Source organism: Ruegeria sp. YTSC199, assembly GCF_059609725.1.
Map to the genome: position 1 here is coordinate 1 of NZ_JBXWMF010000051.1, position 11,633 is coordinate 11,633.

Below are 11,633 nucleotides of genomic sequence, written 5' to 3' on the forward strand. Positions count from 1 at the left end.
AATTGATGAAGCGGCACGGTAAAGCGGAAACCGTCGTCACGGATCGCTTCGCCTCATACAGAGCCGCGCTCAGAGAGCTTGGTGCTACTGAAAAACAGCAGACGGGCAGGTGGCTCAACAACCGCGTTGAGAATTCCCACCTTCCTTTCCGACGACGCGAACGCGCGATGCAGCGTTTCAGGCGTATGCGAAGTTTACAGAAATTCGCCTCCGTCCATTCCTCCGTCTACAACCACTTCAACCAGGAAAGATCGCTGACCAGCCGAGATACCTTCAAGCTGACCCGCGCCGCCGCTCTTAGCGAGTGGCGTCAACTTTGTTCCGGATAGGTTCGCGGTTTCCGAGGCAAACTGAGACTAGTTCGAATTCGTCTGACAGCACCGTGACCGACACCGCGAACCGCAAAAAACTCGACGAAGTGGAAGGTTGTCCACCTGTCGCGATGATTGTGGACACGCGACAAGGGGTTGTTGGCGGAGACATTGATTTCCGCCAATCAATGGCCGCGCAGTCGGCTGAGTTCGACCCAGTTCTGCGGAACGGCGATGACCTAATGTTCATGATGGCGACATCTGGAACTACAGGTCCCGCAAAAGGAGTTCCCGTGCCCCTAAAGGCTCTGCCTGCCTTTCGATCGTACATGGTCGAAGGGATCGGTCTGCGGCATGAGGATGTTTTCTGGAACATTGCCGACCCGGGCTGGGCCTATGGTCTCTACTATGCATTGATCGGCCCGCTACTATTGGGTCATGCAACCACTCTGGTCGAGGGACCATTCACAGTGGACAGTACATATGACGTGATTTCGAGATTGAATGTGACTAACTTTGCAGGCGCGCCTACTGCGTTTCGACTAATCATCGCCGCCGGAATCGAGCGCGCGTCACAGCTGCGCGATCAGATCCGGTGCATCAGCAGCGCAGGCGAGCCACTGAACCCCGAAGTCATTCGCTGGTTCGAGACCGAACTGAATGCGCCGATCAAGGATCATTATGGGCAGACCGAAACGGGTATGTTGGTGAATAATCATCACGGGCTCGAACATCCTGTACGCCCGGGATCGGCAGGCTATGTGATGCCAGGATACAGGGTTGAGGTTCTGGTTGAGGACGGCAGCATTGCCGAACTCAATGAGCCAGGTCAATTGGCCGTCAAAATCGCGGATTCACCTCTCTTGTTCTTTTGCGGCTACCTGAACAAGGGCACCAAATCGATCAAGAACGGATACTATCTTACTGGGGACACGGTGGAGCGGGATGAACACGGATGTATAACGTTCGTTGGTCGGAACGACGACGTTATCACCTCTTCGGGTTATCGCATCGGACCGTTTGACGTTGAAAGCGCTCTTATCGAACATCCCGCTGTGACGGAAACGGCGGTCGTAGGCGTTCCTGACAAGGAAAGGACCGAAATAGTGAAAGCGGTAGTCGTACTGGCGGAAGGTACAGAAGGTAATGACCAGTTGGCTGAAGAGCTGAAGGATTATGTCAAACAGCGCCTTTCTGCGCACGCCTATCCTCGGCTTATCGAATTCGTCAAAGAACTGCCGAAGACACCCAGCGGCAAAATTCAAAGGTTCCTGCTTCGACAAGCGAGTGAAGGCGCTACGTGATCGACCTCTCGAATACAAGCTCCGTCGTTCAACTGCATGGCAAATTTGCTGGGCAGTGAGCTGCAGCTTTGTCCCGCCCTGCCGACCTTGATGCCGTCTGAACCAGCTCAATGCCCAACCTAAAACGTCAGATGGCTGGTTTGAGCCCAGTTCGGACGTTCATTTCTGACCGCTGATAGCCTTTTAAAATCGCAGGCGGCGGTCAGCGTAAGCCTGATGGTAGCTGCTTTCGTTGACTTCCGACCTCCTCAAGGTATGCACATGCGATTGCACTAGAGCTTGATGCGGAAGGCCGCGAAGCCATCTGTTCCATCTCCGGCGTCTTCGATTAAAACACCTTTGACATCGCCGATGTAGTCTCGGGCCTTTGGGCCGGTCTCGAATAACACGGTTGTGTTCTCCAGAGGTGCAAATGACCAGTTGGCGTCCGCTTTTGGGTTGATCGTTCCCTGTTCGACAATATAGCGCACAATGACATCGCGATTGGTGTCCGGGGCTTCGAACACGATTGTATCACCCAATGCGCCGGGGAATGAACCGCCACCCGATGCACGATAATTGTTTGTGGCAATGATGAACTCCATGTCATCAGTGACCGGTTCGCCTTGGAAGGACAAGTTCACAATTCGGGCCGCGTCGGGGTTCACCTCTTCGCCCTTTGGCCCAAAGCGCGACGGCTGTGACAGATCGATCTGGTATGTCACACCATCCATTACATCGAAATTGTAGGATGGAAACTCTGGATTCAGAAGAACCGCATCCTCTGAGCCTCGCTCGACCTGGTTGAACATACCGGCCGAACGCTCCAGCCAACCACGCAGCTGAACACCGTTCACTCGCACCGCGCGCACCGTATTTGGATAAAGATACAGATCAGCCACATTTTTGATAGCAACATCCCCGACCGGGACGTCGGTGTAATAATCCGGGCCCCCGCGACCACCCGCCTTGAACGGCGCCGCCGCTGACAGGATCGGCAATCCCTCGTGCTCGGTGCCTTTCAGCATTTCTTCGACATACCATTTCTGTGCGATCGAAACGATCTGTACAGACGGGTCATCAGCAACCAATGCAAAATAGCTGTGCAATGGAGCAGATGTTTTGCCCACTGCTCGGCGGACATAGGCGAGCGTTTCGTCGTGATCCTTCGCAACCGAGTCGAGAACCTTCTGATCGTCTCCGACCAAAGCGGTGATTGAGCGGTCTTCATTGCGTTTGGAAATCGCGCGGGCCTCGGACGTGGAGGTAACCACGCGCCACTCATTTCCTTCCCGTTCCAGCAGCAGGTCCAGCAACCCAAGATGTGAGCCCCAGAAGCCGCCCATAACAGCAGGTTTGCCCATCAAGGTGCCCGTTTCGACATCGATGCCGGGTCGGTCCGCAAATGTCGGCGAGGGAAAGACAAGGTGATTGTGCCCCGTGACCAGAGCGTCGATTCCGTCAACACCCGCCAAAACGACTGAGGCGTTTTCCATACCCTCCACATGATTGGCGTCGCCGATCCCAGAATGTGAAAGGGCGATGATTAGGTCACACCCTTGTTCCTTCATCTCTGGCACGTATGCCCGCGCGGTTTCGACGATATCGCGGGCCTGAACATTGCCTTCCAGATGCTTTCGGTCCCAGTTCATGATCTGCGGTGGCGTAAAGCCTATGACACCGATTTTGATAGAGTGCTTGGTCCCATCGCCCATTTCGATTTCACGGTCGATGATTGTATATGGTTTGATCAGCGTTTTGTCGTCTCGTGGAGTTGCGCCTTGTGCCTTTGAAACATTGGCCAAAACGACCGGGAACTCCGCACCCGCGAGTGATTTTTCCAGGAAATCCAGCCCGTAGTTGAATTCGTGATTGCCCAAAGTTGCGGCATCATAGCCAACGGTGTTGAACGCGGTGATAATGGGGTGCGCGTCCCCTTCTTTCATGCCACGCTCATAGGCGATATAGTCGCCCATTGGGTTCCCTTGAAGAAAGTCACCATTGTCGACCAAGATCGAATTTGTCGCCTCAGCGCGAATTTCGTTGATGATTGAGGCCGTACGGGACAAGCCCACGGTGTCACGGGGTTTGTCAGCATAGTAGTCATAGGGGAACACATGAACATGGATGTCCGTTGTTTCCATGATGCGCAGATGCGCTTGATTGTTGGAAGCCAAAACTGAAAAAGGATGCAAGGTGATGGCCGCTGCACCGGCTGTTGTTGCAAGAAATTGGCGACGCGAAATTGACGAGCGTTTGGAAAAAGACATGGGTCACCTTTCGAGTTGGCGGGCGATGAGAATTGTTGCCGGTATTGCATAACGATCTTATGACAGTGTCTTCTAGCACATTTTACAGACTTATTTCAGGGTGTATGAACGAGCCCATGCACCATATCCATGTAGTTGCTAAATGATTGGATCAGGTGAAACCAACTCAGGACTTATTTGACGACGTATGTGTAAAAATCAGGGGCTTTTACCATCGCCCGTGCTGCATTTTCGGCGCAAAACTATTCTTAAGGTGGTTGCTGGAGCCGGCATTGGCCGGTGTGTTGCCCATGCCCGCCAGTGACGTACATTACCAATAATCGACGTGAACGACATTGCCGACGTTGCCGTCGCCCTGACTGAAGAAGGAGGCACCGGTATGCACCTTTTGTAGTCGCGCAAACTTCGAACCTGAGACCCAGTGAAAGCTGCCTGTGAGCATTTGGCCATTCGTCGAACAGAGCAGGCGGCCGAAACATGTTTAGCGCCTCCGCGACATTTCGAATGTCTGGTGCTACTGACGGTGAGTTATGATGTTAAAACCTTCTTCGGGTGATGGTGGCACGAAATACCGCGCAATACGCCGATATTGATCTTCCGTTGCTGCAAAGGCATGCGCGCCTTCTCTGTTGCGCTTGTGCAGCCGGTGCAAACAAACCTCATCTGGCAAATCCAAAAAATGAAGGTGGTGCTTCGCGGCAGTGTCTTCCAGCAAGTCGCGCATCCAGACCCTGTTTTCAATTGTGTTCGCGGGAAAATCGAGAACGACTGAAACGCCAGCCTTCAACAGAGCAGACACGTGACGTCCCATGACCAGTCGCAGTTTCAAAGCGCAATTTACATAATCCTGCAGGGAATTCATTTGATCCCCAAACAGGGCGCTAAGCCATTCATCTTCTGAAATGAGCACGGCCCTGTCTCTTTTCGCAAGTCTCGCTGCAAGAGTTGATTTCCCAGAAGCAACTTTGCCGCATAGCAAGTGAAGCGTTGGAATAGCCTGTGACATAGAGCGAACTCCCGGATTACCTGATAGTCCCTGCGCTAAGTTGGTCCGCCAGTTGATCAAACACCAACCTGATCCTTCGTGCGGTATGTAGCTCGGAGTGCGTCGCCAGCCAAATCGGGAACTTAAACGGCTCGCGGTCGGGGAGCACGCGTTCGACGCCGGGTGTTAGGGCAGCCACGTCATCCGACATTACACTTATGCCAAACCCTTGGCGCACCAACTCCCAGGAAACAATCCCGCTTTGTGAGCCAATCCGGAAGCTTTTTCGGGTGACCTTAATGCCCGCCGGATCGAGAAAACCGATCATCGTGTCAATGTCGCCCAATCCTACGAAGTCCAACTTAGCGAGTTCGTCGTCATTTTTTGGCCGTCCAACCTGGTCAAGGTACGAAGGTGCCGCGTAGAAATGTGCTGTGGCCTCGGCGACAAGCTTTGCCGTCAGATCTGGCTGCGTTGGACGTACATGTCGGATGGCAATATCAGCCTCACGTCGCTGTATGTCTCGTATGTCATTTGCAGCAACGATGTCTATCTCCAGTCGCGGTGCCGCAAGTCGGATCTTTTTCAGTATAGGCGGCAGCTGATAGGCAGACATCACATCGGACGCAGTTATCCTGACTTGCCCTTCAACAGCTTGCGACTGGCTCGTCGCAGTAAGTGAAATCCTGTTTGCCACATCCGCCATTTCTCTGACATGCAACAAAAGCTCGGCGCCGGCAGTCGTCAAATTAAGCGACTTGCCGACTCTTTCGAACAGGGTGATGCCAAGTGCCATTTCCAGCGCAGCAACCTGCCGGCCGACAGTGGGTTGAGTTTGCTCAAGAACGCGCGCCGCTGCGGAAAACGAGCCTTCTTCGGCTGTCGCAAGAAAGGACCGCACCTGATTCCAGTCGAAATTGATGGCTTTCCAGTTCATGCATTTATGCATAACACTTCTGCAGATTACGGCAATTCCATAAATGAATGTTTGGAACTACAGGATACGGCAACAACCTTGTTAGAGAGTATTGAAATGGCTGCTTTGTCTAAGGATGCTGCGTTCTGGAGCAAAATCTCGCAGAGGTATGCGGCAGACCCAATCCGCAACATGGAAGGGTATCTGAAAACCCTGGAACGTACCAAGTCGTACCTGAAAGCGGAGGACAGTGTACTCGAAATCGGGTGCGGGACGGGTTCAACTGCGCTGCTGCTTGCACCGAATGTCGCCCATGTCACAGCCACGGATCTCGCTCCGGGCATGATCGAGATTGCCGATGAGAAGCTTGCTAAAGAAGGGTTGGAGAATGTCACTTTCAAGGTGGTCGAAGTTCTCGAGCACAGTCTTGATGAAGGCTTTTACGATGCGGTCTTGGCGCATAACTTGCTTCATCTTCTGCCCGATTTGGACCACGCGCTCGAGCACATTTCTGCGCTGACAAAACCGGGTGGGCTTTTCATATCCAAAACCGTCTGCGCACCTGAGAGCGGTGGTTTCAAGTTTGTGATGATCAGTCGGGTCGCAATCCCAATCATGCAGGCCCTTGGGAAAGCCCCGTTTGTGAATTTCGTGTCTGGATCGGTACTTGAGAAGAAAATTGCGTCCGCAGGCTTCGAAGTCCTTTATACTTCTGATCAAGCCTCGATGCTCCAGAGTCGCTATATTGTCGCGCAAAAATCTTGAAGTTTCAGTTCGTGCAGCTTCGTCCTTTGAAATGATCTTTGCATCACATTGTTCTATATCATCCATTCTCAAGTAATCGGATGTTACAAAGGTCTGTTTCCGATTTCAAAAAGCGATTGCGAGTGGCAGCATTGTCCGCATCTTGACTGTCCATACGGCGTGCGGCGAAAGTCGATTCATATCAGACCGGCCCTTGGTGCCAATCACGGCGAAGGCGTCAGGAGAACCCAATGTGCGTGATGCTGCAAGCTGCGGCAATATCGGCTTCGGCGCAAAATTCCAGTCAGATGATCGAAACCTCGGCATCTCTCGGCTCGCGCTCGGTTCCATTCGTGTCAGCCAAATCCTGAGGGCACGCAGACAAGCATATGATTAGATCGGCCAACGCCGTAAGCTCAATAAAGTCGCCGGGTCGGCTCACGGGCGGATGGATTGCGGTGTCTCCGTCAAGGAGCGGCGCGTTTTCGAACAGGTTCAGTGGACAGGGCACATGATCAATTGGGTATCCAAGTCCTGCCATCGCCTGCCTGAGATTGTCGCTGCAATTCCCGTGCGCCCCTTGGAACCCCAGCATTTCATAGCGGGCCTGATCGCAGGCGGCGAAGAACCAATCATGAACACCAGGTGACGTGTCTTCGTTAAACTCCAGCATGGGACACCGACGGTTAGACCGAAAAATCGTTCCCTTCACCGGCGTCGGAGTGTCGGAATGGACGCGGGTATGTTCCATCGACATGAACTCGGCGATGTCATCCGCCATGAACGCCCACACGTCGATCACCTGAGAGCCGAAGGTATTGGTAACTCTCAATTGTGCGCCTTGCACAAGACGAAACGCGCGGCCCGTGCGGGCCTTCAGCATAAAACCCTCTGCCATCAGAACAGCAAAGCGCCGGTTGTTGGCAGGAGGACCGCATACACGCTTGTGGAGGCGGTGATGAACAGGCGATTGCGTTTCGGCCCGCCAAAGCAAACATTCGAGACCTCTTCTGGGACGAAAATCTTGCCCAGCAGCGTGCCATCCGGGTGGTAACAATGAACGCCGTCCTGTGCGCTCGTCCAGATACGGCCTTGGGTATCGAGCCGAAATCCATCAAAGACGCCTTCTTCGCATTCAGCAAAGACATCCCCGCCTGAGAGCTTGCCGTCTGCACTAACGGAGAACGCGCGGATATGATGCTCTCCGCTTGCGTAACGCGTGCCACCGCTGTCAGCGATATACAGCGTTTGCTCGTCTAGCGAAAATGCAAGTCCATTCGGACAGGCGAAGTCAGTAGTCACTTGTGTGACATCGCCTGTGGCCGGATCGAGACGATAGACATGTTCACCGTCAAGCTCTGGGTCTGCCTGAAATCCTTCGTAGTCAGACTCGATTCCGTAGGCCGGGTCACTGAACCAGATCGTGTCATCTGATCGCACCACAACATCGTTGGGGCTGTTGAACAGCTTTCCCTCGAAGTGACTGGCCAGAGTCGTAACCGACCCATCATGCTCAATCCGGGTGACACTGCGCGTCCCATGCTCGCAAGCCACGATCCGCCCTTGCCGGTCGAGCGTTGAGCCATTCGTGTAGCATCCGAGGCCTGAGCGGATGTCTCCGACTGCTCCGGTTAGTTCGTCCCAGCGGAGCCGTCGATCATTCGGAATGTCACTCCAGATCAGGCATCTGAACGTCGGAGAATACACCGGTCCTTCTGTCCATTTACCGCCTGTCCAGATTTGATCGATCGGCTCATCCAGTTTGATGCTGCGTTTGAACCGATCATCACGGATTTCGTAAGTGTCTGTCTTGATCATTGGCAATACTGGCTCGGGTTGCTACAAATTACATAGCAATATAGGGCGCTACAGAAAGTATAGCAAGTGACTAAGATACCGATACCAGGTCAGCCTGTCCGTGGTTCAAAAAGCGGCGCGCCCATTATGGCTCTGTTCGACCTGCTTGGACGGCACTGGGCTATGGGAGTCCTTTGGACGCTGAGCGAGGCTGGCCCATGCACATTCCGAAGGCTGCAAGAAGAATGCGAAACAATCTCACCTGCGGCACTCAACACCCGACTGAAAGAGCTTCAGGCGGCGGGATTTGTTCATCGCGTTGCCGAAGGATATGCGTCGACTGATCTGGGACAACACCTCTACGATCATCTCTGCCCACTCGGAGACTTCAGTAAGGAATGGGCGAAACACTTACACGTTCAGGAATAGGAGCGCGGACGTTCAGAATCGTAAATTGAATGGTCTTGTCAGAGTAACTTTGCTTGAGCGGTGCAGGGCGGTTGCGTAGCTTTTGCCCATGAACAGACCTGCCTCTATCAAATACTTTAAAACCAGTCCCGAGATCATCCGCCTTGCGGTGATGTTGTACATCCGTTTCCCGCTCTCGCTTCGGAATGTCGACGATCTGTTACACGAGCGAGGCATCGAAGTGAGCCACGAAACCGTCCGATATTGGTGGAACAGGTTCGGCCCGATGTTTGCCGCCGAGATCAGACGAAAGCGAGTCCAGCAACTTCGGGCCTTCTCGAAATGCAAGTGGCACGTGGATGAGGTTTTTGTGAAGGTGAATTGCAAGAGACACTACCTCTGGCGGGCCGTAGATCATGAGGGCGAAGTGCTGGAAGCCATTGTCACCAAACGCCGAAACAAGCAGGCGGCATTGAAATTCCTCAAGAAATTGATGAAGCGCCATGGCTGCGCAGAAGAGATCGTGACGGATCGCTTCGCTTCCTACAAGGCTGCGCTCAGAGAAATGGGTGCGCCCGAAAAACAAAGGACGGACAGGTGGTTCAATAACCGCGTTGAGAATTCGCACCTGCCGTTCCGACGAAGAGAACGCGCAATGCAGCGTTTCAGGCGCATGCGAAGTTTACAGAAATTCGCCTCCGTCCATTCCTCCGTATACAACCACTTCAACCAGGAAAGATCGCTCGCCAACAGAGATACATTCAAGCTAACACGCACCGCCGCTCTCGCAGAGTGGCGTCAACTTTGTTCCGGATAGGTTCACGGTTTCCGCGTCAAACTGAGACTGGTTCGAATTCGTCTGATAGCACCTGGCCACGTTTCGAGAGAGACGCTTTGGCATTCTTAGCAGAACACAAATGAAAGGTTTTGTCATATTAACTGCACTTGAGCGGGGCGTGGGGTGGCGTTTGGGAATGACCAGACCAAACTCCGTCAAATACTTAAAAACCAGGCTTGAGGTCATTCGTCCAACCTTGATCTTGATCGGCATACTAGCCAAATGGCGTGCTGCACAGGTTGAATAGCGGCCATTTGTGCGACTTGCAGCATCCGGTGTTTTGAGCTCAAAGCGGTCGTTCGCAGATTTTTCCTGAGCGGCCGCTCCACGGACTTAGAAGGCATTCAAACACAGTCGCAAGAAAACTCCGCACACGACTGTCCAACTGTCTCAATACTAAGATTAAAATCTTACTCTAAACGCCAGCCCGACCAATGGAGCGGTTTCATAGCTCTGCCGACTGATTTCTGTTCCACTCGCATCATCTAGCGTCAGACGGCCGTCAAATTCTGCGCCTGCAAATACGCTTAATGAAACTCCAGGATTTGGGTTGTATCCAACGGAAAGAACAACAGGGACACTCTTGTCTTCGCCCACCCCGTCCGGAGCGAGACCTTCCCCATCCAACCTGAATCGGATTCTCTCTGATCGTGCAGTCAATGAAAGGTCTATGGTCTCATTCAACGCGTAGCTCAGCGTCAACCCGGGTCCTCGGGTCGCCCCAATCCCTGAGCCAGTGTTCAAGTTCCAGCGATCATTTATGTCCCAATCGATCAGCAGGGCCGGAAAAAAATCTGTACCACCATCGTCAAACTGAGAAAACGCGCCAAATGCCGGTCCTATCGTCAGGTGCTCGTTTAATTGCCAAGCAATACCCGCGAAAACACCGTAGGTCCTACCATCAGATGCGGAAGCTCCACTTTGATAGTCCCACCTGATCTGTGGTGACACAAAAACTGTTGCTGTATCGCTTGCACGAAATCGCACGGGAACAGCAACGCGCAAGTCACGGATGTTTTCCCATGGCTGATTGTTCGATTGACTGAAGCTATAATCCAGCTTGCCGAAGCTGGTTGAAAGCCCAATGGAGTTTCCTCCTTCCAGATTGTAAAGCGCAGTGGCACGTAGAAATGCTCGACTTGCAGAGAATTCGCCACCGTCACTCAAATCCGCGTCCCCTTGAAACGCAGCAAGTCCATCAACCTGATACACCCAACCTAGCCGGGACTGCGCAGCTGACGGTAACGCTGTAAATCCTAGGGAAATAGCTCCAAAGCAGCACGTTAGAACAAGAGTTCTCATCTGACATTTCCCACGTGACGCTGGTTTCGTATCAGGCTGACATTCCTGGAGGAGAGGTTCAAGTTCTGCATCTTCTCAAAAAGATGAAGCGAGAGGATTAGTGCGATTACGACACAATTGTAACCTATGCTTTAGGTACTATTTGTCGCGAAATACATAGGATCTTGAGTTCTTAGACCTGCTTTCGGGACCACACAACTTTTGACACGAATAAACAGGAGGCTTCCCCCACCGGCCGTTCACGAGTCACTCATTGGGTGGCGACACCGCCGGCGGAAATCAGATTCCATTGGCACATAACTCCGCATTTCTTTACGGAGACGCGTATTCCTGAATGTTAGAGGACAGTGAGGAAGAGATTTTGACAGCTACAGTGATTCAAGAAGACTTGGCGGTTCAAGGGGACTTAGTCGCCAATGACGGAGCCATCTCCGTTGCTGGCAAGGTCAGTTGCAATGTTCACGCTAAATCCGTCGAGATACTAACGTCAGGAAAAGTGAAAGGCGGCATACAAGCTGAGGAAGGCATTGTCAGAGGAAACCGGCTCAAGGCAGGTAGGGTGGTTCCGTAGCTTCGCGGGATGACAAAACCCCATCCATTTCGCTACTTCAAAACCAGCCCAGAGATCATTCTCCCGGCGGTTATGATGTATGTCCGGTTTCCGCTGTCGCTGCGGAACGTGGAAGATCTTCTGCATGAGCGCTGTCTGCCATCAGCACCCATGGAACAGACTAGGTTGATTGCGTAGCGGAGGATTTCAGGCTCATCGTAACCATCAG

General features: G+C 52.9%; 13 protein-coding genes and 1 pseudogene. 8 read left to right on the forward strand and 6 right to left on the reverse strand.

Translation table 11 applies throughout. From position 1 onward, the window contains the following. Together AC2FEE_RS25010 and AC2FEE_RS25015 are read left to right on the forward strand one after the other, a co-directional pair. Window positions 1–329, forward strand: a 329-nt coding sequence (locus tag AC2FEE_RS25010) for a DDE-type integrase/transposase/recombinase (protein ID WP_496868133.1), incomplete at its 5' end; no start/stop codon positions are given. Between the two features lie 53 nt (window positions 330–382). Further along, the gene (locus tag AC2FEE_RS25015; protein WP_496868134.1) at window positions 383–1,615 is read left to right on the forward strand and encodes an AMP-binding protein; all 1,233 of its coding nucleotides are present in this window, start codon (window positions 383–385) and stop codon (window positions 1,613–1,615) included. A 272-nt stretch (window positions 1,616–1,887) separates the two neighbouring features. Here the strand turns inward: AC2FEE_RS25015 and AC2FEE_RS25020 are convergent, their stop codons facing one another. Further along, a complete protein-coding gene (locus AC2FEE_RS25020; RefSeq protein WP_496868144.1) occupies window positions 1,888–3,795 on the reverse strand; it encodes a bifunctional 2',3'-cyclic-nucleotide 2'-phosphodiesterase/3'-nucleotidase in 1,908 nt (635 codons plus the stop codon). Between AC2FEE_RS25020 and AC2FEE_RS25025 the strand changes: the two genes are divergently transcribed. Beyond that, window positions 3,758–3,916 carry a hypothetical protein gene (locus tag AC2FEE_RS25025; protein ID WP_496868145.1) on the forward strand — a complete coding sequence of 53 codons (159 nt, stop codon included), beginning with the start codon at window positions 3,758–3,760 and terminating at the stop codon, window positions 3,914–3,916. The two genes, AC2FEE_RS25020 and AC2FEE_RS25025, sit on opposite strands and share 38 nt — an antisense overlap. Window positions 3,917–4,378: 462 nt before the next feature. Here the strand turns inward: AC2FEE_RS25025 and AC2FEE_RS25030 are convergent, their stop codons facing one another. Next, on the reverse strand, window positions 4,379–4,870 hold the full coding sequence (locus AC2FEE_RS25030; RefSeq protein ID WP_496868135.1) for a P-loop nucleotide/nucleoside kinase family protein: 492 nt from the start codon (window positions 4,868–4,870) through the stop codon (window positions 4,379–4,381). 16 nt (window positions 4,871–4,886) lie between these two features. Continuing rightward, window positions 4,887–5,786, reverse strand: coding sequence for a LysR family transcriptional regulator (locus AC2FEE_RS25035; protein WP_496868136.1), 900 nt, complete (start codon window positions 5,784–5,786; stop codon window positions 4,887–4,889). 51 nt (window positions 5,787–5,837) lie between these two features. Between AC2FEE_RS25035 and AC2FEE_RS25040 the strand changes: the two genes are divergently transcribed. After that, on the forward strand, window positions 5,838–6,530 hold the full coding sequence (locus tag AC2FEE_RS25040) for a class I SAM-dependent methyltransferase (RefSeq protein ID WP_496868137.1): 693 nt from the start codon (window positions 5,838–5,840) through the stop codon (window positions 6,528–6,530). A gap of 283 nt (window positions 6,531–6,813) precedes the next feature. On the opposite strand, the gene AC2FEE_RS25045 is transcribed toward AC2FEE_RS25040, so the two are convergent. Further along, on the reverse strand, window positions 6,814–7,407 hold the full coding sequence (locus AC2FEE_RS25045; protein ID WP_496868138.1) for a DUF1989 domain-containing protein: 594 nt from the start codon (window positions 7,405–7,407) through the stop codon (window positions 6,814–6,816). Continuing rightward, on the reverse strand, window positions 7,407–8,327 hold the full coding sequence (locus tag AC2FEE_RS25050) for an SMP-30/gluconolactonase/LRE family protein (protein ID WP_496868139.1): 921 nt from the start codon (window positions 8,325–8,327) through the stop codon (window positions 7,407–7,409). The genes AC2FEE_RS25045 and AC2FEE_RS25050 overlap by 1 nt, the downstream gene beginning before the upstream one ends. Before the next feature lie 126 nt (window positions 8,328–8,453). On the opposite strand from AC2FEE_RS25050, the gene AC2FEE_RS25055 reads away from it, so the two are divergent. Further along, window positions 8,454–8,735, forward strand: a complete 282-nt coding sequence (locus tag AC2FEE_RS25055; RefSeq protein ID WP_496868140.1) for a winged helix-turn-helix transcriptional regulator — start codon at window positions 8,454–8,456, stop codon at window positions 8,733–8,735. A gap of 88 nt (window positions 8,736–8,823) precedes the next feature. After that, entirely contained in the window at window positions 8,824–9,531 is a 708-nt protein-coding gene (locus AC2FEE_RS25060; RefSeq protein WP_496868141.1) for an IS6 family transposase, read from the forward strand. 423 nt (window positions 9,532–9,954) lie between these two features. Here the strand turns inward: AC2FEE_RS25060 and AC2FEE_RS25065 are convergent, their stop codons facing one another. After that, window positions 9,955–10,719, reverse strand: a complete 765-nt coding sequence (locus AC2FEE_RS25065) for a hypothetical protein (protein WP_496868142.1) — start codon at window positions 10,717–10,719, stop codon at window positions 9,955–9,957. Between the two features lie 469 nt (window positions 10,720–11,188). Between AC2FEE_RS25065 and AC2FEE_RS25070 the strand changes: the two genes are divergently transcribed. Continuing rightward, a complete protein-coding gene (locus AC2FEE_RS25070; RefSeq protein ID WP_496868143.1) occupies window positions 11,189–11,425 on the forward strand; it encodes a polymer-forming cytoskeletal protein in 237 nt (78 codons plus the stop codon). A 9-nt stretch (window positions 11,426–11,434) separates the two neighbouring features. After that, a pseudogene (locus tag AC2FEE_RS25075) lies at window positions 11,435–11,557 on the forward strand (IS6 family transposase); the annotation flags it as partial. Between the last annotated feature and the right edge of the window lie 76 nt (window positions 11,558–11,633).

Bases quoted from the DNA above. Each gene is read 5' to 3' on its own strand.
- AC2FEE_RS25045 (WP_496868138.1), bottom strand. From the start codon at position 7,407: ATGGCAGAGGGTTTTATGCTGAAGGCCCGCACGGGCCGCGCGTTTCGT.
- AC2FEE_RS25030 (WP_496868135.1), bottom strand. From the start codon at position 4,870: ATGTCACAGGCTATTCCAACGCTTCACTTGCTATGCGGCAAAGTTGCT.
- AC2FEE_RS25060 (WP_496868141.1), top strand. From the start codon at position 8,824: ATGAACAGACCTGCCTCTATCAAATACTTTAAAACCAGTCCCGAGATC.
- AC2FEE_RS25035 (WP_496868136.1), bottom strand. From the start codon at position 5,786: ATGAACTGGAAAGCCATCAATTTCGACTGGAATCAGGTGCGGTCCTTT.
- AC2FEE_RS25050 (WP_496868139.1), bottom strand. From the start codon at position 8,327: ATGATCAAGACAGACACTTACGAAATCCGTGATGATCGGTTCAAACGC.
- AC2FEE_RS25055 (WP_496868140.1), top strand. From the start codon at position 8,454: ATGGCTCTGTTCGACCTGCTTGGACGGCACTGGGCTATGGGAGTCCTT.
- AC2FEE_RS25070 (WP_496868143.1), top strand. From the start codon at position 11,189: ATGTTAGAGGACAGTGAGGAAGAGATTTTGACAGCTACAGTGATTCAA.